Raw genomic sequence first — 22,536 nt, forward strand, 5'->3', positions numbered from 1 at the left:
AGCTCGAAGAGGCCATCGTCGCCCACATCGAGGCCCACAACACCGCCGGCAAGGCCTTCGTGTGGACCAAGTCGGCGGATGAGATCCTCGAACGGGTAGCGGCTGCTTGTGAACGTATTTCTAACTCGGGACACTAGATGAGGGCCCTCCCACGAGGGCCCCTCGTTCCTCCCACCGCGGGCCCTCGCCAGGACCCTTTCGGGCCTCGCGTAGGCAACAGGTGGGAACCGGACGAGGTCCGTCAGCCGATCCCTCGTGGCACGGGTCCGGGTGGATGCCGCGCTCGCGGAGCTCGAGCAGCTCGAGTTCGCGGCCTTCGCAGCGCTCTCTCTTCCGGCGCTTCCTGTGGACGAGATTGCCGAGCGCGGGCGTGAGCAGCGCAGTACGCTCGAGCGCCTCGAACACGCGTGGGCTTCTTCCTTGCGGAGTTCTCCGAGGGTGACGGAATGACAAAGCTTTCCAGCAGCGCGCTCGCCGCATGGCGGGGGCATCTCGAGCGGGCGCAGCGTGACGAAGCTTGGGTCCGGAGCGTGGCGGATCTCGAGCTCCATCGAAAGGAGGTCTTGCCGCAAGTACGCGCGCTGCTCACCGGATTCCTGGCCGGGGACGTCGAGCTCGAGCGCTTCCGTAGCGAGTTCGATCGCCGCAGCCGCACCGAGTGGAGCACGTTCGGTCTGGGCGGCTTCGGCGGCGGGATGTTCTTGAACAAGCTCTGCAAGTACATCCCCGATCACGCCACGCTCACGGCACGGCTGCGTGAGGTCCTGACTGCGCCGTCCGACGAGGACGCGGCCAGGCGCAAGCTCCGCGAATTCCTCGACTATCTCGGGGCGCTGGTGACCGCCGGTATGGCAACGGCCGCGCAGGTCGACATGCCGCGCGTCACCTTCTTCGTGCCGTTCTGGTGGCATGCGCAGGAGCAAGCCCCGTGGCCCATTTTTTACAAGTCCACGCGTGATGCTCTTGTTGCCACCAACGTGTTCGATGAGGGAACCGAGGGCGCCGAGCGGTACTTGCGGTTCCGGCAGGTCTTCTTGGCGCTCGGCAAGGGGCTCGATCTCGGGCCGTGGCGCCTCGAGCAACTGTGCAAACGCGTGGCCACGGAGCCGGAGGCGGGCGGGACCGAGGAGGTCGTGGTCGCACTACCCGGCATGGAGGAAGAGGGCGGCGAGCGTCGTGTATGGCTCCTGGCGCCCGGGGAAGGAGCTCGCCTCTGGGAGGATTTCAGGAACAATTCGATTGCTGCCATCGGATGGGACCAGCTCGGGGATCTGCGACGATACGATGGTGTCAATGCGATCCGAGCGAAACTCTCGGAGGGGCGCAGCGACGGCAAGCCCCCCAGAAACGACACGCTCGCCTGCTACCAGTTCGCGCACGAGATGCGCCCCGGGGACATCATCTTCGCGAAGCGCGGGATCCATTACATCGTCGGCTACGGAGTTGTCCAATCGGATTACCGGTTCGACCCCAAGCGGGCCGAGTACAGGCACGTGCGCGCCGTGAAGTGGCTCAAATCCGGCGACTGGCGCGTGCGCGACACCCCGCTCATCACGAAGACCCTCACGAACATCACCAGGTACCCGCAGCTCGTCGCGCAGATCGAGGAGACGCTCGGGATCCGTGGCGGCAATGACCCGCCGCCCCCGCCCCCGAGGAAGTCGTACACCCTCGACGACGCGTGCCGCGATGTCTTCCTCGGGCGCGCCCAGGTCGAGCGAATGCTCGGACTCCTGCACCACAAGAAAAACCTGGTGTTGCAAGGGCCGCCCGGCGTAGGGAAGACGTTCGTCGCGAAGCGGCTCGCATACCTGCTCCTCGGCGAGAAGGCGCCCGATCGCGTCGATATGGTGCAGTTCCATCCGTCCTATTCGTACGAGGACTTCGTCCGCGGTTACCGTCCGACCGGTGAGGGGGGATTCGCCCGAGGCGACGGACCTTTCCTCCGGATCTGCAATCGCGCGCTGCAGGACCTGGACAATCCGTACGTGCTCGTCATCGACGAGATCAACCGCGGCAACCTGAGCAAGATCCTGGGCGATCTGATGATGCTCGTCGAGTCCGACAAGCGAGGCGAGGAGTGGGCCACCGTGCTCTCGTACTCGACCGAGGACGAGAAGCCGTTCTACGTGCCGCCGAACCTGCACATCATCGGCACGATGAACACCGCCGATCGATCCCTCGCCCTGGTGGATTATGCGTTGCGGCGCCGCTTCGCGTTCGTCACGCTCACGCCAGGGTTCGAGGCGGACGCGTTCGGGGCCGAGCTCGCCCGTATGCAGGTCCCCTCGGCTCTCGTGGAGCGGATCCGGCGACGCATGAAGCAGCTCAATGAGGCAATACGCACCGATCGGCAGCTCGGGAATGGGTTCTGCATCGGCCACAGCTACTTCTGCCAGGCTCCTGCCGGGCGCGCGCCGGCCGAGGAATGGTACACGCTGATCGTCGAGACCGAGATCCGGCCGCTCCTCGAGGAGTACTGGTTCGACGCACCCGAGCGCGCCGAGGAAGCGATCGCGCACCTCTACGACGATGAGAGCTGAAGGCCCTGCCATCCCGATCCGGAACGTGTACGCGCTCCTCGCGTACGCGTGGGATTTCCTGGATCTTTCGTCGCCCGGGCACGTCGGTGCCATCGAAGCGGACACACCTGCCGATCTCCTTGCGCGCGTGCTCGCCCATGGGCTCCACGAGCTGCTCCGAAGAGGACCCTATCGCGCGTACATCGAGCACGCGGATGACCTCCGACGACCCCGCGGAGCCATCGATGTCACGCGTACGGTCACGGGCGCATTGCGGGCGCGCGGCCGTGTAGGCTGCCGGTACGACGAACTGTCGTATGACGTCCTCGAAAACCGCGTCCTCAAGGCAGCAGCCCGTACCCTCTTTTCCTGCCGGAACATCGATCGGGGGCTCGCATCATCCCTGCGAGAGGCTTACGTCCGGCTGGACGAAGTCGCGGACGTCGAGCTGACGGCCACGTCGCTCCGAAACGCGCGCGTGCCTCGCGGTCATCGCCTGTACGGTGTGCTCCTCGACGTCTGCAGGCTCGTGGCAGCGAACCTCCTTCCGGAGGAGAGTGGGCAGGGCTTTCGCCTTCGCGACTTCACCCGTGACGACGATCAAATGGCGCACCTCTTCGAGGACTTCGTCCGCGGCTTCCTCCAGTACCACTTGAATGACGCCCGCGTCGGACGTGAGCGCCTGGGCTGGGTCGGAGCGTCCGGCGAGCCCGCGGCGCTTGATCTCCTGCCACGGATGACCACGGATGTATCGGTGCGGACGCCGGAGAGCTGCACCATCCTCGAAACGAAGTTCGTGCGGCGGCCGTTTCGCGAGCTCGAGGGTACCGGCCGCCAGAAGCTCCGGTCGGACCACCTGTATCAGCTCTTCGCCTACCTGAAAAACACGCGCGAGCGGGAGCCGTCGTCGGTCACGGTCGATGGGATCCTGCTTTATGCAAGCGTGGGACGTGGGGTTTCGGAGACGCTCACATTGGGGACGAATCGAATCTCCGTGCGAACGCTGGACCTCACGGCGAGCTGGTCCGAGATCCGTGCCGCGCTGCTCACGCTCCCGGTGCGACGGAGCACGATGCTCGCGTCAATGTGATTCAATACGGCTGGCGCTTCAGGAGATGCGGTCGGCAGTCTGACGGCGCCCGTCGGACGCGGACGCGCGCGCAATACGAGCGCGCGTCGATCCCAGCCTAGAAGGGCCAACGTTGCAGCGCCACCCGCACGGGCTTCGGATGGACCTGCAAAGAAGAAAACCCAGCACACGGCCCCTTCCAAGGCGCATCGAGCACATTGTGCGCGCCGGTCACCTCCCATTCGATCTCGCCGTCCCAAGGCGTTCGGATGGAAAACCTCACGTGCCCCGTGTGAATGAAGCCATGCTCTGCTGTCCAGAGGCCGGAGACGAGCTCCATGAGGCCCTCACGAAGCGAGGGCTCGGAGCGAAGGAGGATATCGACGAGCTTCGCCATCGGGTCCTCCAGATACCGTACCGCGGCCGCTTTCCAGGCGATGCGAGCTTGGCCATACGGATACGTCGTCCGCAGGCAAAGCATGCGCTGCCCGCCGGTGGACACGACATGGCCCTCGTCGCCGAGCTCCTCCACCGCCCGGCGAAAGAGGCGATCGTCTCGGCAGCTTGGAGCGAGGAGGTAGTTGAACCCGGCGACGAATGGGTCGCATGCCTCCCCGGCGATGTAATCGTAGGCCGCGCACATCCCGAAGACGCCCCGCCCTGCGAGCCGCTGGCAGCTCCACGTCTCCATCGTCTGCATCAACTGGATGCCCGGCCCGATGACGCCCACGCGCATGGCCCAGCGTTCACGGTCGTACCATGTCGGCGTGGGAATGGGCGCATCGCCAATGATGAAATGGTCCGCGACGCACCAGTCACCCATGGGCGTACGCGTAGCACGGGCCCGGCCCGAGACACATCACCAGCGATCACATGACGTACCGACGACCGTCACGACCCACCGCGACGACGGCTTCGAGCAGGTCGCGGACCGTTGCAACCCACCGCGACGACGGCTTCGAGCAGGTCGCGGACCGTTACGACCCACCGCGACGATGGCTTCAAGCAGGTCGCAGACCGTTGCAACCCACCGCGACGACGGCTCCAAGCAGGTCGCGCACCGTCACGACCCACCGCGACGACGGCTCCAAGCAGCTCCAGGACCGTTGCAACCCACCGCGACGACGGCTCCAAGCAGGTCCAGGACCGTCACGACCCACCCAGCGAGGGTCGCTCCCCTCTTCCAGGAGGGTAACGACTCACCGCGACGACGGCTTCAAGCATGTCGTGGACCGTCACGACCCGCCCGGCGAGGGTCGCTACCCTCTTCCAGGAGGGTAACGACCCACCGCGACGACGGCTTCGAGCGTCCAGCCATGCCCGCATCCGCGGAACCTCGCGCGCAAGGAACGAAAGCCGCGCAGCGCCTCCAGAATCGAGGCGCCGCGCGGCCTTCTTGATGGCGGATGGCTCAGCGCGTCAGGGCGAAACGCAGAGCGCGATCGACCAGTTGTTCACTGTGCCTGAGATGTACTCCTCGTCGTCGCTGGCGACGAGCTTCCACGCTCCCGCGGACGCTTGCCCGTTGAACGTGGCGAGCGGCGCCTCGGGCGAGAAGCAGTTGGTGAAGGGCGCCGTCCCGGAGGTGATCGGGGTCGCGCAGGTGTCGTCGAGGACCGTGCTCACGTAGTTGTCGGAGTCCCCGCCGTTGTCGCTGGTCAGGTCGATGGCCGGACCCGCTGGCGACGCGAGCGTGACGTCGACGTCCTCGATCCAGGTATGGGAGACGTTGATCCGCACCGCCGTGCGCTGGACCGTCCCCGCGACGCCCACGTGGATCGTGCTCGTCGTGCTGCTCAGGTCCGGGATGCTCACGGGCGTGTCCTTCGAGGTGTAGACCACGAGCTGCTCGCCCGCGGCGCACGGCGTCGCGAGGCCGCAGCCGAACGCGCACTCCGTGTCGGCGCAATCGACGTTGCCGTCGCCGTCGTCGTCGATGCCGTCATTGCAAACCGTCTCCGTGAGCAACGCGCAGGTCGCGGTGCAGCCCGGCGTGCCGTCGCACTCCTCGGCGCCCTCCTTGATGCCATTGCCGCAGAGCGCGGTGATCTTCACCTGGAGCTTGTAGCCGGTGATGACGGTGTTGTCCTGGTAGTCGATCACCTTCACGCGGTACGTCCCCGCGGGGAGATTGCGCGCGTAGGTGTTGATGGCCGGGTCGATCCTCGAGCAGTTGCTGATCGCGCCCTGGTCCTGCTCCGGGCCGAGCGGCGTCCCGCAATCGGAGTAGAGCTGGATCACCGTGTCGACCGACGACGAGCACGTGCCGGGGCCGTTCATGTCGAACGTCTCGATGTGCACGGACGCGGTGGCCGGGAGCGTGAAGGAGAACCAGTCGTCATCGCCGATCGGCGTGATCGCGCCGGTGAGGAGCAGGCCGGTCGCGTCCGTGGGCACCGCGAAAGGACCACTCGCCGCAGCGCAGCTGTCGTTCGGCTCGGCCTCGGGCTTCGCCTCGATCATGCAGCTCGACGTGCAGCCGTCGCCGTTCGCCAGGTTGCCGTCGTCGCACTGCTCCGAGCCCTGCTTCACGCCGTCGCCGCAAAGCGCGTTGAATGCGACATCCAGGAGGTAGTTCGGGATCGTGCCGTTGTTCTGGTAGTCCTCCACGCGCACGTAGTACGTGCCCGGGGCGACGCGCCGGAGCGGGGTGTCGACAGTCGAGTCGAGCTTCGAGCAGCTGCCGATGCCGCTCTCGTCGTCGGAGTCGAGCACCGTGGTGCAGTTCGAGCCGCGGAACTCGATGACCGTGTCGGCGGTGGCGCAGGCGCCCGTCGTGCCCTGGAACGTCTCGATCTTGAGATCCGCCGTCACGGGCACGGTGAAGGCGAAGAAGTCCTGATCGCCGATCGGCGTGATCGAGCCCTTGACGGTCGCCGGGGCCGTGAACGGCGCAGGCGCCGCGGCGCAGGTGTTGTTCGGCTCGAGCTCGCAGCCGGCCTCGACCGTGCAGCCCGTGGCGCAGCAGTCGCCGGCGACGGTGTTGCCGTCATCGCACTGCTCGATGCCCGCCTGCTTGTAGCCGTCACCGCAGGCCGCGACCTTGCAGCCCATGACGCAGCCGTCGGTGTTGTCCTGGTTGCCGTCGTCGCATTGCTCGACGCCCGCTTGCACGAAGGAGTCGCCGCAGATGGCGCTCATGCACGTCGACGGGCACGCGTCGGTGTCGACGTCGTTGGCGTCGTCGCACTGCTCGGAGCCGTTCACCACGCCGTCGCCGCAGTCGGGCGACTGGCAGACGTTGGCATTGCAGACGCCGCTCGTGCAGTCGGCGTTGCCATTGCAACCGAGGCCGTCGCCGCAGGGGCCGCACGCAGGGCCGCCGCAGTCCTTGCCGGTCTCGGTGCCGTTCTGCTTGCCGTCGTTGCAAGCAGGCGCGGCGCAGACGCCGTTCAGGCAGACGTCACTGACGCAGTCCGCGTCGACCGAGCAGCTCTTCGTGGCCGCGCACTTGTTGCAGAGCGGGCCGCCGCAGTCGACGTCGGTCTCGTTCGCGTTCTTCACGGCGTCGGTGCAGGTCGGCACGCAGACCGAGCCCGAGCAGGTGCCGCCCACGCAGTCGCCGTCGACGGCGCAGCCCTTGTCGGGGCCGCAGGGCGAGCAGGTCGGGCCGCCGCAGTCGACGTCCGTCTCTTCGCCGTTCTTCACCGCGTCGCCGCAGGCCGGGGCCGCGCAGACGCCGCCCGTGCACACGCCGCTCTTGCAGTCCGACGCCTCGACGCAGCCGCGCGTGTCATCGCAGGGCGTGCAGTCCTTGCCGCCGCAGTCGATGTCCGTCTCGCTCCCGTTCTTCACCGTGTCCATGCAGCTGGGCGGGACACAAGCATTCGACGTGCAGACGCCGCTGTCGCAGTCGGCCGCCGCGTTGCACTCGACGCACGCGCCCTCGCCGTTGCACACCTTGCCGTTGTCGACGTTGCAAGCCGTGCCCGCCGGGGAGTTTGCGTTCTTGGGCGCGTCGCCGTCGCACGTGTCCTCGGTGCAGGGTTTGCCGTCGTCGAGCACATCGGCCGTGTCCACGATGCTCGCGACCTCTCCCATGCCGTTGCAAATGCTCTGCTTGCAGTCGCCGGACGATTGATCGGTCGTCGCGGTGCCCTCGGCCGCGTACTCGACGCCGCAGACGCCGTCTTTGCAGGTGCGGGTCGCGCAGTCGGTGTCGGCCCCGGGACAGTCCTCGGGCAGCGCGCACTCGTTGGTGCTGCCGCCGCTGCCGCCCTGGCCGCCGCTGCCGCCCTGGCCGCCGCTGCCGCCCTGGCCGCCGCTGCCGCCCTGGTTGTTGCCGCCGCCGCCTTGGTTGTTGCCGCCGCCCTGATCGCCGCCGCCGGCGCCCGCCCGGCCTCCCGTGCCATCGGGATCGCCGTCGGAGCAGCCAGACAGCGACCCGAGGCCTGCGGTGAGCACTGCTGCCGTCGCCAGCGATGCCAGGAACCTCGTCAACGATGAATCGAGCCTACCGTGTCTCCTCACCATTCACCTCTTCGGAAAGAAAGGGGGAATCGTAAATTGCGAGGGTATGAGCACGAAGTTTCACGGCGGCGTCAAGAAGTACCGGACGAACGTCAAGGAAAATGACCGACGCCTGACGCAGGGATCGCCCGATGTCGTCGTCCGCCGGGTGGCAACGGACCAGGCTACCCGGGCAAACAGGGGACCCCGGGAACCTGGATGACAGTTTGTGCAGCTACGGTCGGCCCTCGACGTCACCGCCTGCTCGTACGCGCCGAGCACGGTCGTGCCTCGTCCGGGCGCGAAGCACCTGGTAACGTCGCGGCATGAAGATCGCGGTCCTCGGGCCCGGTGGAATCGGCAGCACGTTCGCATTCGAGCTCGCGCGAGCGGGGCACGACGTGACCGTGATCGCGCGTGGCAAGCGCCTCGAACAGCTCGAGCGAGACCCAGCCATCGTGACCGTGTCGGGCGAGCGCGCCCCGGTCGGCGTCCGCGCCGCGCTCGACACGACGACGCAATGGGATCTGGTGCTCGTGACCGTCCTCGTCTCGCAAGTGGACGCAGTGCTCCCCGCGCTCGCCCAGAGCGCAGCGAGGACGGTGATGTTCATGTTCAATACCTTCGAGCCGCTCGATCGACTCCGCGACGCCGTGGGCGCGTCACGTTTCGCATTCGGCTTCCCCGCGATCCTGGCGAGCCTCGACGACGGCAAGCTCTCGTCGAAGATCGTCACGCGAGGCCTGGTGACGACAGTGACGGATGCAGCCTGGGCCAAGGTATTCACGGACGCCCGCATTCCCGCCGTCGTGCACGGGGACATGGAGAGCTGGCTCCGAAGCCACGCAGCCCTGGTCGCGCCCATGATGATCGCCACCGTCACAGCGCACGCGCGCCACGCAGGCGTGTCGTGGAGCGAAGCGACGACGATGGCGCGCGCCATGGACGAGGGACTTCGGCTGGTACGACGGCTCGGAAACACGATCACGCCAGCCCCCGTGGCGACCGTGAGCCGCTTGCCAATCCCCGTGCTCGCCTCGCTGATCTGGACAGCCACCCGAATCGGTCCCATCCGCAAGGCAGGCGCCGCAGGCTACGGCGAGCCCCGCACGCTGATCGACGCAATGGCCGCCGCAGCCCCCGGCGAGACGCCGACGTTGCTCGCAATCCGCCCCTGAACGCATTGCCGCCCTCAAACGAGCGCCGCGGCGCATGGATCCACGGCCTCGGAGCCAACGTGTTCTAGCACGCCAAACGCCCGGAACTCTCGTGCCTCCGTGCTCCCATCTTGACGCGGGCGCGCGTTCGGTCCTTCCATCCGCGCCATGGTCGAAACCTCCGCAGGTTCACGCAAGCTCACGATCGCTGGATGGGTGCTCTCCGGGCTCATCGCCCTCTTCCTGGTCGGCGTCAGCGCAGCCGGCAAATTCATTCAGCCGCCACCACCAGCCGTCCTCGAAGGAGCGCAGCACCTCGGTCTCCCCATCGAAAAGTACCCGGCCATCGGAATCGTGGAAATCGCCTGTGTGATCCTGTTCCTCATCCCCCGCACAGCCCTCGTCGGCGCCATCCTCGTTGCAGCCTACCTCGGCGGCGCCACAGCCATCCACGTCCGCGTAGGCGATCCATGGTTCATGCCCCCCCTCATGGGCGTCCTCGCATGGGTAGGCTACGGCCTGCGTCGCCCCGACGTCATTCGGAGCGCATTCGCGAAAAAAGCGGATTGAGGAGATTCTCAGCTGAGAGGCGCCGCGCCGGGGCGCTGCCCCGGGCCCCGCGGGGGCTATTCGCCCCTCGACCCGAACCAGGGCCAGCCCTGGACCTCTGGGCATCGACTGCGCGAAGCGCAGTCGATGCGGGGAAGGTATTTTAAGCTGTCCGCCACCTCTTTGCAGCGCCAGCCCTGGACCTCTGGGCATCGACTGCGCAAAGCGCAGTCGATGCGGGGAAGGTTTTTTAGCTGTCCGTCCCCCTCTTGGCTGGGCCAGCCCTGGACCCTTTGGGGAAGAACTGCGCGATGCGCAGTTCTTCCCACAGGCTGGTTCAAGTCGACTGCAAGTGCTGCAGCAAGGGCGCGATCAGCTCAGCAGGGGACGTTTCCAGCATGAAATGACCAACGTTCGGGAGATCGCGCTCTCTATAAACGGCGTGAACGTAGTCTTTCGTTGCCTCCAGAGTCGCACGGGAGAGCGCAGGGCCATCACTCCAAAGCAGGAGTGTCGGTACCGTCACCGGCGGCACCTTCAGGAACTCCTCGAGGGAGATCGAGCGCTCCCAGGAGAGCGCGCCCACGAGCGCTCCGGGTTCCTTCATCCGCTCGACATATCGATCCACAAATGGTTGCGGCAAGCCGATGTCCGCCAGAAACCCATGCAAGCGCGCCGCATTGTCGGCAAGCATCGCAGCTGCGCGTTCGTGGACGTCCGGCGCACCGAACTGGTGCTGAAGACGGCGCCATTTCTCCATCTGCTCGGGCTCCGATTGGATACCTCGCGCAAAGGCGGCCGGGTGCGGATATCGCAGCGCGGTCAATGATCGAACCCGCGCCGGTCGATACGCTGTCAGCATCCACGCCTGCATCCCCCCCATGCCGAACCCGGCGACATCGAAGCTCTTCAGTCCGAGGGCATCGGCGATGCCGATCGCATCCTCGATGAACTGCGTGAACGTGCAATTGGGCGGCCCTTCAGGCCGCGTACTGGCAACGTATCCACGTTGATGAGGTGCGAACGCCTGGAAGCCTACCGCGGCCAGAGCCTCGGCGATCGGAGCCCAGGTAGATGGCTCCTGTGGAAACCCATGAAGGAGCAAGATCGGGCGGCCGCCTTCAGGTCCCCAGCTCAGAACGGGGAACGTCAATCCGTTAGATTGCAAGCTTCTCGTCGTCGGAGAAACGCTCGCATCGAAGGAGTTCGTCATGATGCAATTCCTAGGCTCCTACCTGCCACCCATCGCCCGGTCGACTTCCGCGCGCAGCACGGCCTGGAACTCGCCGACGTGTTGTTTGCCCATGAGCGAGTGGTGCTCGCCGGCCACATCGATGTAGCGGTTGGGTCCACGAGAGAAATGATCCCAACGCTTGACGTCCTCCAGCCAGTGACGTTTCGTGCCGTGCAGCGGATGCGCGTAGAACACGGTCATCGATTCCACGGAGCCCGAAGGGACATACGACTGGCCAAGGACCACCAGGGAGCGCGAAAGCGCGGCCCATGCTTTGAACTTGCGCAAGTCCATGTCGAGCTCGGCAAGCCGCCCGGGTGGGGCAATCTGGATGATAGGGTCGCAGGGGTCCTGGTCCGGTGGCGCTCCACGCAACCGAGCGGGCAATTCGTCCAGTTGCTTTCTGTCGATCAGCCCTAGCAAGAAAGCGACGTGGAGCGGCCCCTCGACGCCCTCGAGCTTGGCGCTGGGCTCCGCGAGGAATGGCGTCTCGTCGATGCAGCCAACGAAAGGAACGCGCTCACCTTGCGACTCGAGCACCTTGGCAATCTCGAACGCAACAGGCCCACCGAACGAGTACCCTGCAATGGCGTAGGGACCATGAGGCTGGCGCCTGCGGATGGCATCAACGTACACGCGAACCATCTCGTCGAGCGTCTCGAAGGGCTGTTCACTCTCATTGAATCCGCGGGCCCGCACTGCATAGAAGGGGCGTTCGTTGACGAAGTAACTCGCGAGGCTGACATAGACGAGAATTTCACCGACGCCCGGGTGAACACAGAACAACGGAGTCTTGTCCCCGGTGAGCTGGAGCGGTACGACGGGGTCATAGTGATCCGTCTCGCGGCGCGCGAGCGCGCGCACGGTCGGGTTCTGAAGAATGTGAACGAGCGGAATGTCTGCGAGATCCAGGCGCTGTTCGAGGTGCTGCTTGAGCTTGATGATGTCGAGCGAGGTACCTCCGAGATCGAAGAAGCTCGCGGTGGCGCTCAGGTGTCGAGGATCGAGACCGAGCACATCGGAAAAGATTTCGGCGATTACCTTCTCCTCGGGCCCCTCGGGGGGCGTGTAGCCACCGCTTTGGCGGCTCCTCACCTCTGCGATGTGCGCCTCATGAGCCTCGAACTCGCCGGCCTCGAGGCGTTTGCGCATCAGCGCGCGCTGAATCTTTCCCAGACTCGTCTTCGGAAAGGCCCCCTTCGGTAGGGGCAGCATCAATGCCGGCTTGAAACCCCACAGCAGAACGACCGTGCTGCGGATGGCCATGGTCAACTGATGGAGCCGGGCCTCATCGGCCCACGGGAAGGTCGTAGCGAAAGCGACGACGAGCTGCTCGGTGTCGGCGCCTTTGGCTCGTGTGGGGAAGGCGGCCACGAACGAGCGCTCGATTCCCGAAAGCTGCTCCAAGGCTGTCTCCAGCTCATGGCTGAAGTAGTTTACGCCGTTGACGATGATGCAGTCCTTGCTGCGTCCGACGAGGTTGAGACGTCCGTCTTCGATGCGCCCCAGGTCTCCGGTGCGAAACCAACCATCGGGGGTGAATGCAGCGCGCGTCGCGTCTTCGTCGTTGTGGTAGCGGGTGAAGACCATCGGACCGCGCACCTGCAATTCGCCAGGCTCGCCGGCGGGCAGCGGGGCCCCGTGGTCGCCCACGATACGCATCTGGAACCCAGTGATGGGCAGGCCGACAGAAGCGAACTCACGCTTGGCATCGCCGACCGGAAAGTCGTGCGAATACACGCTTGCTGCGGATGTCTCGGTCATGCCAAACGCCGGGCGCAGTACGTCGCGTGCAAGCCCATAGGGCGCAAGCAGATCGAGAAAACGGCATCCGGTCTCGACGACATTGGCTTCGCCGCCGGTGATGATGTACCGCAGGCAGGACAGATTGAGCTCGAGAGGGAGCGTTGCGAGCCCGAATTTCGGCGACTGCAACGCGGCATTGATCTGCCCCAGGAGAAAATTCGGCGCGAAAGCCATGGAGACTCTGTAGCGGTCGATGAGCCGCAGGAAGAGGAGCGGGTCGGACAAAATTGCCGAGGGCTCGACATGGACCTGCGCAGCGCCGACGTACTGCGATACCATGTGCACTTCCAGGAGCGCAGCGACATGATCGAAGGCGATCCAGTTGAGTGTGACATCGGCGGCCGTAAGCTGCTGCCGCTCGGCCTTGCCTGCCATGGACGCAAGGAGATTGCCATGCGTGAGCACGACTGCTTTCGAGTTGCCGGTCGAGCCGGACGTCAGCATGAGGACGGCCGGGTCGGTGAGCTTTGCCTCGTGGGTCATGTTCTGTGGCTTGGCGGCGCGCAGATCATCTAGGTCCATGGCCATCACTCCGCCCGGCAGGTCCTTTCGCAACGAACCGGTCGTGATCAGGAGTGGACGGTCGAGCAATGCACCGACATGAGCGAGGTGCTTGGCCCAGCGCTCCGGGTCGTTGCGAATCGGCGCCAGCGGACAAGGGACATAGCCTCCCAGCACGCAAGCCCAGAAGGCTGGGATGATATCGCCCGGGTACTCGAGCAGAAGGACGACGCTTGCGCCGGTTGGATACTCGGAGGCCTGCAGGCCTCCGAGTATCCGCCTCGCTTCGGCGAGCAAGGCGGGATAAGTCACGTGTACAGCCTCGTGCTCACGCTCCGAGGAAATCAGCCGCACGCCCAAGGACGGATGCTCTTGCGCCGACCGCAACAGCATCGCGGCGAGGTTTGCGAGAGGCTGGCCCGGACGCGCGGGTAGATCAAAAGAGATCGGGTCGATCGAAACGGTCACAGTAAGACCTCCATGCGTGGCCGCATACTTTCGGCGACATAAAAAGGAAACCACGGCCACTCGTCAAGAAAAATTGTCTCGTGCCAAACATGTGCCATGGACAGCCGAAATGCTGCCGCCCCCGATCCGGATCGCATCCGCCGATCGAGCGACTCCACGTTTCGATCCACCATTTGCGCGAAAACCCCGCGCCGGATCGCCATTGCGCATGTTTCACGGACATGACTCAGCGAGGTGGAGTGCAAACGAGCATGGAGTCCTCGACGCGAGGCAGCCCCGTCGGGGCCTGGGGCAACGCCCCAGCGCAGCGCCCTACGGCGGAACCCGCTCGACAGCGCCGCGGCTGTGGACGAAGATCTCCACGTGCAACGTGAGATCCCGCCGCCCTGCCGGAAGCCAACCTGGAAACCGTCGCGCCTGTCTCTCCTCGTCCTCCTGGGACTCGCGAGTTGCGCAGCCCCGCCCGGGGAGCCGCCGGTCGATGCGCCTTCGAACCTCGCCTCCGCGTGCCCGACGAACGAGATCACATTCACGCGGGAGACCGGGTGCGTGAACGACGGATCGGTGGAGTTTTGCTTGCCGACGGGCAATGAAGCGCTCCTCGCAGAGGTCCGGGAGATCGCGCCGACGATCGAGGCCGGAGCGTCGCGTGGCCGCGCGGGCTGCAATCTGCCGGCCGAGACGCTGTATTTCTTCCCGACGGGTGAGGCCGAGTGCGTCGCGCACCATGGCGCGCTCGTGGATGCGGCGTGGGACAAGATCTGCCGGATCGCGGCGCTGCCCGAGGTGAAGGCCATCGTGCCGACGTGGTACGAATGAGCTCGGCCGACGGGCCTCCTGCGACGACCTCGCAGGAGGCCGGCTCGATCCATGGACACGACCTCTGCGCGTCGGGTAAGCTCGGGGGCTCGTAGGGTCGGAGATCCCCGGATGGAGCGTGTCCTGTCGGCGGGCGAGGTGGTCGCCGGACGCTTCGAGGTCGAGCGCCTCGTCGTGCGGGGCGGAATGGGCACCGTCTACCGGGCGCTCGATCGTTCGGACGGCGCCTGGGTGGCGCTCAAGCTGAGCACGCTGCCCACCACGGACACGGGCACGCGGTCGCGCTTCGAGCGTGAGGCGGCGCTGCTCGAACGGGCCACGCATCCGCGCGTCGTGCGATATGTGGCGCGCGGCCACCTCGACGCCCGGCGCGCTTACCTCGTGATGCAATGGCTCGACGGCGAGGATCTCCGCTGCGTGCTCCAGCGAGGGCCGCTCGCGGCGGTTGACGCGCAGCGCGTGCTCGCGTGCGCGGCCGAGGCGCTCGCGGCGGTGCACGCCGAGGGGATCGTGCACCGCGACGTGAAACCTGCGAATCTGTTTCTGCGCGGCGGGGCGAGCGCCGACGTGGTGCTGCTCGACTTCGGCCTCGCGCGACCGACGAAGGCGGCGAAGCGGCTGACGGCCACGGGGCATTTCGTTGGGACACCGCAATACATGGCGCCCGAGCAGCTCGTCGACGGGGCGAGTCTCGGGCCGGCTACGGACGTGTTTTCCCTCGGCTGCGTTTTTTATGAATGCCTGACGGGTAGACCCGCATTCGCGGCGGAGCATGTGGCCGGCGTGCTCGCGCGCATTCTTTACGACGATCCTGCCCCGGTGCGCTCGGTTCGCCCCGCCATTCCGCAAGAATGGGAGGACCTCCTCGCGCGCATGCTGAGCCGGAACGCCGAGCGGCGCCCGCGGGACGGCGCGGCGCTCCAGAGCCTCGTCTCCATGCTGCCCGCGGTCACGGCAGAGGAACACCTGCCCGCGACCGTGCGCCCCGCGGCCCGCCTGGAGGCCGGCGAGCAGACGCTCATGACGCTCGTGCGCGTGACGTTCGGCCCCTCCGAGGGCGGCGCTCCGGGGGACGTCTTCGCGGCGGCGTCGGACCGCAGGGAGGCGGCGCGGCGGACGCTCCCGCGCATTGGGTTCGACGTGGAGGAGCTCGCGGAGGGCTCGATTCTCGCGTCCGTCGCGCCGCGCGGGATGGTCACGGATCAGGCGCGGATCGCCGCGCGCGGAGCGCTGGTTCTACGCGAGCTCTGGCCCGACGCGCGGATCGGCGTGACGACGGGTCGCGCCTCGATGGGGCAAACGACGCGCACGGGCGAGGCGGCGACGCGCGCGAGGAAGCTGCTCGAAGACCCGAGCCGCGAGGCGCAGGAGGGCGTGTGGCTCGACGCCGTGACGGCCGCGATGCTCGATACGCGTTTCGTCACGCAGAGCCGGGCGAATGCGACGCTCTTGCTCGCGGAACGCCCGGGCGAGAGCGCGGGGCGGCTGCTCCTCGGCAAACCAACGCCCTGCGTGGGGCGCGAGGTCGAGCTGATGGAGCTCGAAGGCCTGCTCGGGCGAGCCATCGAGGACGGCGAGCCCCAGGGCGTCCTCTTGCTTGGACCGCCGGGGACGGGCAAATCGCGGCTCTTCGGGGAGCTCGCGCAGAGGATTCGCAGGACGCACCCCGAGACGTTGCTCCTCGTCGGCCACGGCGATCCGCTGACCGCGGGCTCGCCGTACGGGGTCTTGCGGGATGCATTGCGACGGCACGCGGGCCTCGACGCGATCGAGGAGCCCGCGCGCGCGCGGGAGCTCTTGATCGAGCGGCTCTGCGAGCACGTCGACGCGGAAAAGCGGCGGCGCGTAGGCGAGTTCCTCGGCGAGCTTTGTGGCGTCCCCTTCCCTGCGGAGGCGAGCCCGCCGCTCTTGGCCGCGCGCAATGACGCGCTCGTCATGGAAGAGCAGATCGGGCAGGCGTTCTCGGAGTGGATCGCCGCGGCCTGCACGGCGCGCCCCGTGACCCTGGTCCTCGAGGATCTGCACTGGGGCGACGCGCTCACGGTCAAACTCCTGCGGAGCGTGCTGCGGAGCGCCGGCGACATGCCGCTCTTCGTGTTGTGCCTGGGGCGGCCCGAGACGCGCGAGCTGCTTCCGAACGTCGCCCCCTCGCGGTTTTACGAGATGAGCTTGCGACCGCTCGGTCGGCGCGCGATGGAGCGGCTCATCGACGCCGTGCTCGGCCATGCCGTCGGCCCGGAGACGGTGGCGCGCATGGTAAAACTCTCCGAGGGCAATGCGTTGTTCCTGGAGGAGCTCATCCGGGCCGCGGCGGAGGGGAACATGAGCGAGGCGCCGGAGACGGTCGTGGCCATGCTCCAGGCGCGTTTGTCGAAGCTCTCGGCGCCGGAGCGGCGGCTCTTGCGCGCCGCGAGCGTCGTGGGCGAGACGTTCTGGGTGGGCGCGGCGCGGCAGCTCGTCGCGGCGTGGGGGGCCCGCGACGACGTCGACGCGTGGCTCGCGCGCCTCATCGAGGAGGAGCTCGTCGAGCGGCACAAGGAGAGCCGATTCTCCCGGGAAATCCAGATGGGTTTCCGGCACGCGCTCGTGAAGGACGCGGCGTACGGGCTCCTCACGGAGGCGGATCGGAGAAGCGCGCATCTCGTGGCGGTCGCATGGCTCGAAGGCGCGGGGGAGGCCGATGCCATGGCGCTCGCGGGGCACGCGGAGGAAGGCGGGGACCTCGCGCGGGCGGCGCGGTTTTACGCGAACGCGGCCGCGGAGTCGCTCGGGCGGAACGATCTCCGGGAGGCTTCACAACGCGCGGCGAAGGGGCTCGGCTGCCGGGCGGAGGGCGTGCTGCGCGGTGAGCTCTTCGCGATCCTCTCCCTGGCGAAATACGGCATCGGGGTGTGGGCGGAGTCGACGTCGCTGGGGCTCGAAGCGCTCTCGACGCTACCGAAAGGGAGCTTCTGGTGGTGCCGCACGGCGGAGCGGATGATCCACGCATTGCCGCAGATCGGGGCCCTCGCTCCTTTCCTGGCGCTTGCGGAGGAGGTTTGCCAGGTGGAACCTCACCCCGAGGCGCTCTCCGCGTTCGTCGCTGCGACGGGCAATTTGCTCTACATTGCCACGGCGCTTTTTCCGGTCACGCTCGTCGACATCCGTCGAAAGACCCTCGCGCGCCTCGCAGAACAAACGGCGCTCGACGAACCCCGGGCGCGCGGACTTTCGCTCATGTGGTCGGCGTGGGCCGCGGCGTACGTGGAGCCCTCCCTCGAGCGGAACCGAGCGCTCGCCGCGCGCGCCGTGGAGGTGCTCGCCGAGGGGAACGTCTTTCACGAGCTCTGCCTGGCGCATGTCCTCTGCGGCCTTGCGGAGCGGGAGATCGGCGACATCGACGCCGCCGAGGTGTCCACGCGAAAGGCGCTTTCGATCGCCGAGCGGATCCAGGACGGGTATCAGATCGCGAACGCGGCGTTTTACCTGAGCGAGACCCTGCTCGAATGGAACGACCCGTCGCGCCTCGAAGAGAGCGAATCGAACGCGCGGAGGGCGCTCGATGCCCACGTGGGGGCGTTCTACGAAGCCGCGAGCTTTCGTGTCCTCGCAGAGATCGCGCTCTCTCGTGGCCAGACGTCGCTCGCCGAAAAGCACGCGCGGCGGGCCGTCGACGCCGTGGGAGATACGGGAGGCATGCTCTTGTACTGGCACGCAGCCACCCACCTGCGCGCGCTGCTCGCGTGCGGGCGCGTGGGCGAGGCGCTCGCGGCCGTGGAAAAACGCCTCCCCTCGTTCCTCGCGCTCGACGGCGCCGGTTATTTCGACGTCCCCTTCCGCCTCGCCGTCGCCGAGACGTTTTTCGCGGCGGGCGCGCGCGCGGCCGGCGAGGACGCCCTTTGCGAGACGCTCCGGCAAATCGAGCTCCGCGCCGAGCACGTCCACGACGCCGCGGCCCGCTCGCTTTACCTCGCCCGAAAGGACAACGTCCGCGCCTTCGCGCTCGCCCGCGAATGGAGGCTCCGATGAGTGGTCATCTCTTCATCGTGCACGGCGATCTCACGCTGCTCTCCTGTGACGCGTGGCTCGTGCCCTGCGACATCGACGCGGTGCCGTCGAGGAGCTGGACGCGCTCGTTCGGCCATCTCCAGGGCCGACTCTTCCGCTGGGCCGATCCGACGGAGGAATGGCGGAGCGGCAAGCAGCGCGTGCTGAAGGTGCTCCCATGGGAAGACCACCTGCCGCGCCCCTGGGTCGGCAACGTCGCGGCGGTCCCGAGCACCGAGGTGTCCTGGTTCGTCGCGGGCGCGGAAGAATTCATCGAGCGCGTGACGGACGACCTGCGCGAGCACGGCACCCCCCCACGAAATGGGCGGGCCAAGCACCTGCTCGCCCTGCCGGTCATCGGCACGCGGTACGGCGGAAAGCGCCACTGGACCGGCGACGTGGTGCGCGCGCTCGTCCCTGCCCTGCAGCGCCTGGCGGCCGCGAAGGACGTGGACATCGCCCTCGTGAGCAACGACGAGCTCACGTATGCGTCGGCGCAGGCGCAACGCGGGACGGACCCCTCGGCCTGGCCCGAGCTCGACGAGCACCTGTGGCGCACGGGGGAGCACCTCGCGCACGTCGCCGCGAATGGGGATCTCGTCCTCTTCGTCGGCGCGGGCGTCAGCAAGAATGCCGGTTTGCCGGACTGGGGTGGCCTGCTCCGGAATCTCGCGCGCAATGCCGGGCTGAGCGAGGACGAGCTCGGCGCCTTGAAGGAGCTCGGCCCGCTGGATCAAGCGCGCGCCATCGAGCTGCGCATGGAAAGCGTGCGGCCGCAGGCGAGCAAGCGCATCCTGGGGGAAAAAATCGCGGATGCATTCTCCCGCGTCCACGGGTATGCCTTGTCGCACGCGCTCCTCGCGGCGCTCCCCGTGCGAGAGGTCATCACGACGAACTACGATACGCTGTTCGAGCGCGCCTCGAAGGCGGCCGGGATGGCGGTGTCGGTGCTCCCGCACGAGCCGCGATCCGGGGCGTCGCGATGGGTGCTCAAGATGCACGGGTGCGTCACGGATCCCGACAACATCGTCCTGACCCGCGAGGATTACATGCGATACGACCTCCGCCGGCAAGCGCTCGCGGGGATCGTGCAGGCGCTGCTCCTGATGCGTCACATGCTGTTCATCGGCTTTTCCTTGCGCGACGACAATTTCCACCGGATCGCGGACGCCGTCCGGCGCGCGCGGGTCCCCGCGAAGCCGAACGCAAGCTCGCCGGTCGACCGCTTCGGTACGGCGCTGTCCTTGTTCTCGTCCCCGCTCGAGCAAAGCCTCTGGGGCAATGATCTCGAGTGGGTGAACATGCAATCGACGCCTCCGCCGACCGGGCGAAGCGAGGAGAGCGACAAGGCGTGGGCCGACGCCGCGCGGCGGCTCGAGCTCTTCCTCGACAGCCTGCTCGCCCGGACGGGGACGACCGCGTACCTCTTGCACCCGCGCTTCGAGGGCGCATTGAGCGATCCCGAGCACGCGCTCGCCGACAAGCTGCAGCGATTCCTCGACGAGGTCGATCGGGACCCGACCGTGAAGACGGCGCCGGCGTGGAAACAGCTGGAGGCGCTCCTGCACCGGCTCGGCTGGCCGCGGACCCCCTGACGAAAAGGATTCATGACGGAAGCCTTCTGCCGATTCCTCGCCGCGCCTCCGTGGGTGCTCCGCGTCGTCTTCGATTTTTCGCGGCACCTGCTCCTCCTCGGGCCCCTGATCGTGGTCCTCGGGATGCTCTTTTACGATCTCGGGCGCGCGTTTGGCCTGCCGTACCTGTTCCGGGGGCAATCACGCAAGGCGCAGTTCGCCATCGGGCTCGCCATGGCCCTCCTCGCGAGCGAGATCTTTTATGTGAGCTACCTCGTCTCGCCCGACGAGCTCCATCGGTGCCGAGGGCAAGGCAACCCGTTCGACGTCCTGAATTACCTCGGCGCGCTCTGGGGCGTGCTGATGGCGGTCGTCGTCGTTTCGCTCGCGCCTCACGTCTTCCGCAAGATGGGCAGCCGCGCGAGCGATTCGAGGCCGATCCTCTCGGATCTCGGGACCTCCGTGTACACGCTCCTCGGAGCGGAGAGCGGCGTCGTCTTGACGCTGGGGTTCATTTTTGGCGGAACGAACGACGCGATCCTGGCGCGCGTCCAGAGCATCGGTGAGCGGATCCGCCCGTACATCCAATGGATCGGGAGCTGCCTTTCGCTGGAATGGAAAGCGGACGCGCCGCCGGAGATGCTCCACGAGCACGTGTACGCGGCGGCGTTTTTCGCGCTGCTGGCCGCGATGTACGGCGTGGCGAGCTGCTTCCGGGCGAGGAAGATCCCAGCGGCGGCCGGGCTTTGTGTGCTGCTCGCGCTCCTCGGCGCGATCGACGGCTTTTTCGTGTACTGGCTCGAAAAGTGGCATTCCTTGCTCCTCATCGGCGCGGCCCTCCTGGCGCTCTACGTGCTCGGCCGGAACAGCTTCCGGGCCAGGTTCGCCGATTTGCTGGACGCCTATCGACACGTCGAGAAGGGACCTTGTCGGGACGGGTGCAAGGAGGCCGGGCACCTCGCGGCCTACGAGACGCGCGGCATGAACGGCTGGGGCCTTTTGCCGCGGCCCCTCGAGGAGTTCCGCTGGACGGCCCCGGACGGTCGGAAGCGGCCCCTCGTGCTGGTTTGCACGAGCGGCGGCGGGATCCGCGCGTCGGTCTGGACCGCGGCCGTCCTGCGCGAGCTCGAAAAACAGCTCGACGAGCCCCTGCGCCGAGAATTCCCTTATCACGTCCGCATGATCAGCGGCGCCTCCGGCGGGATGGTGGGCGCGGCGTACTGGGTGGCGACGCTCGAAGATCGGGAGGCCACGGCAGGTTCGTCCGACTATCACAAAGAAGCGACGGCCGCCGAGGGCGCGACGGCCGCCGAGGGTTCGGATTGGCTCGTGGCGAACGTGGCCAAGGAGTGCTTGTCGCGCGTGGCCGCGGCGCTCGTGTTCAGCGACGTGCCCGCGCGCGTCTGGGCGTGGGCGAAGCCCGCCGCGAACCGGGAGCTCTACGACCGCGGGACGGCGCTGGAGAATGCGTTCGTGGAGAACATGCCGTCCCTCGGCACGAAGCTCTCGCGGCTCGGGCCGGACGAGAGCGCCGGATGGCGCCCCTCGCTCGTATGGAGCCCGATGCTCGTCGAGGACGGCAAACGCCTGCTCGTCTCGAATCTTTGCCTCGACGCGCTGCTCGTCCAGCACGGGCCGTCGATCGGAGAGGAGGACCCGCGTTTCGTCTATTCCCGCTCCGGCTACGAGCTCGGGCGCCTCTTTCCGGTGGAATCGAGAGACACGCTCCGCCTCGTTACGGCGGCCCGGATGAGCGCGTCCTTCCCGTTCGTGTCCCCCGCCGCCGCCCTGCCGACCGTGCCCCGCAGGCGCGTCGTGGACGCCGGGTACTGGGACAACTACGGCGTGAACGTCGCGTGTGGTTGGCTGGACGAACTTCTCCGGACGAGCTGGCTCGAACAGAACGTGAGCGGCATCCTGCTCGTGCAGATCCGCGACGGCATCGAGCGGCCCGAGCCCGCGAATAACCATTTCGGCGACCGGATCGCGCGGGCCCTCGAAGGCCTCACCTCCCCCATTTCCGCCGTGCTCTCGGCGCGGGAGAGCGTGATGCGCTTCCGCAACGACGAGCAGGTGGAGGCCCTCGCCCGGCGGTTCCACCTCGACAAACGGTTCGGCGAGAGCTTCTTCCAGCAGGTGACGTTCGAATTCCCCGGCGACGCGGCCCTGAGCTGGTACCTGACGCCCGAGGAGCAGAAGAGCCTCGAAGACGAGGCGAAGGCGACGGTCGGCGCGAAGGCCCTCGCGCTCGGGGCGTGGTGGGACGAGCGGCGGAATGCGGCGTCACAGGCGGCGTGAGGTCGCAGGCTCCTCGTGAGCCGCACAGGGAGCGCGAGCTGGATCCGTGAAGACCGGTTCGGCT

The 22,536-nt window shown here is 67.2% G+C and carries 12 protein-coding genes; 8 read left to right on the forward strand and 4 right to left on the reverse strand.

The window, feature by feature from the left end; all coding sequences use genetic code 11:
* Positions 1-446 precede the first annotated feature (446 nt).
* Both QHF85_RS33230 and QHF85_RS33235 read left to right on the forward strand, forming a co-directional pair.
* Entirely contained in the window at positions 447-2,543 is a 2,097-nt protein-coding gene (locus QHF85_RS33230) for an AAA family ATPase (protein ID WP_281331412.1), read from the forward strand.
* Positions 2,533-3,612: a hypothetical protein gene (locus tag QHF85_RS33235; protein WP_281331413.1), complete on the forward strand. Its 1,080-nt coding sequence runs from the start codon at positions 2,533-2,535 to the stop codon at positions 3,610-3,612. Before QHF85_RS33230 ends, QHF85_RS33235 begins: the two co-directional genes overlap by 11 nt.
* A gap of 97 nt (positions 3,613-3,709) precedes the next feature.
* Here QHF85_RS33235 and QHF85_RS33240 read toward each other — a convergent pair whose 3' ends face one another.
* Together QHF85_RS33240 and QHF85_RS33245 are read right to left on the reverse strand one after the other, a co-directional pair.
* Positions 3,710-4,414: a hypothetical protein gene (locus QHF85_RS33240; RefSeq protein ID WP_281331414.1), complete on the reverse strand. Its 705-nt coding sequence runs from the start codon at positions 4,412-4,414 to the stop codon at positions 3,710-3,712.
* Positions 4,415-5,010: 596 nt separating this feature from the next.
* Positions 5,011-8,031: a DUF4215 domain-containing protein gene (locus QHF85_RS33245; RefSeq protein ID WP_281331415.1), complete on the reverse strand. Its 3,021-nt coding sequence runs from the start codon at positions 8,029-8,031 to the stop codon at positions 5,011-5,013.
* A 335-nt stretch (positions 8,032-8,366) separates the two neighbouring features.
* Here QHF85_RS33245 and QHF85_RS33250 point away from each other — a divergent pair, with 335 nt between their 5' ends.
* On the forward strand, positions 8,367-9,218 hold the full coding sequence (locus tag QHF85_RS33250; protein ID WP_281331416.1) for a 2-dehydropantoate 2-reductase N-terminal domain-containing protein: 852 nt from the start codon (positions 8,367-8,369) through the stop codon (positions 9,216-9,218).
* Between the two features lie 147 nt (positions 9,219-9,365).
* Positions 9,366-9,767, forward strand: coding sequence for a DoxX family protein (locus QHF85_RS33255; protein WP_281331417.1), 402 nt, complete (start codon positions 9,366-9,368; stop codon positions 9,765-9,767).
* Positions 9,768-10,083: 316 nt separating this feature from the next.
* Here the strand turns inward: QHF85_RS33255 and QHF85_RS33260 are convergent, their stop codons facing one another.
* Positions 10,084-10,959, reverse strand: a complete 876-nt coding sequence (locus QHF85_RS33260) for an alpha/beta hydrolase (protein WP_281331418.1) — start codon at positions 10,957-10,959, stop codon at positions 10,084-10,086.
* A gap of 18 nt (positions 10,960-10,977) precedes the next feature.
* A complete protein-coding gene (locus QHF85_RS33265) occupies positions 10,978-13,680 on the reverse strand; it encodes a non-ribosomal peptide synthetase (protein ID WP_348652779.1) in 2,703 nt (900 codons plus the stop codon).
* 438 nt (positions 13,681-14,118) lie between these two features.
* Between QHF85_RS33265 and QHF85_RS33270 the strand changes: the two genes are divergently transcribed.
* The 4 genes from QHF85_RS33270 to QHF85_RS33285 all read left to right on the forward strand — a co-directional run bounded on the left by QHF85_RS33270 (position 14,119) and on the right by QHF85_RS33285 (position 22,472).
* Complete coding sequence (locus tag QHF85_RS33270) at positions 14,119-14,574, forward strand: hypothetical protein (RefSeq protein WP_281331420.1); 456 nt, start codon at positions 14,119-14,121, stop codon at positions 14,572-14,574.
* Positions 14,575-14,685: 111 nt separating this feature from the next.
* On the forward strand, positions 14,686-18,582 hold the full coding sequence (locus QHF85_RS33275; RefSeq protein WP_281331421.1) for a serine/threonine-protein kinase: 3,897 nt from the start codon (positions 14,686-14,688) through the stop codon (positions 18,580-18,582).
* Positions 18,579-20,195, forward strand: coding sequence for an SIR2 family protein (locus QHF85_RS33280; RefSeq protein ID WP_281331422.1), 1,617 nt, complete (start codon positions 18,579-18,581; stop codon positions 20,193-20,195). The genes QHF85_RS33275 and QHF85_RS33280 overlap by 4 nt, the downstream gene beginning before the upstream one ends.
* Positions 20,196-20,207: 12 nt before the next feature.
* Positions 20,208-22,472: a patatin-like phospholipase family protein gene (locus tag QHF85_RS33285; RefSeq protein ID WP_281331423.1), complete on the forward strand. Its 2,265-nt coding sequence runs from the start codon at positions 20,208-20,210 to the stop codon at positions 22,470-22,472.
* Positions 22,473-22,536 lie beyond the last annotated feature (64 nt).

Source organism: Polyangium sp. 6x1 (assembly GCF_029946515.1).
In the GTDB taxonomy this organism is placed as follows: Bacteria; Myxococcota_A; Polyangia; order Polyangiales; family Polyangiaceae; genus Polyangium.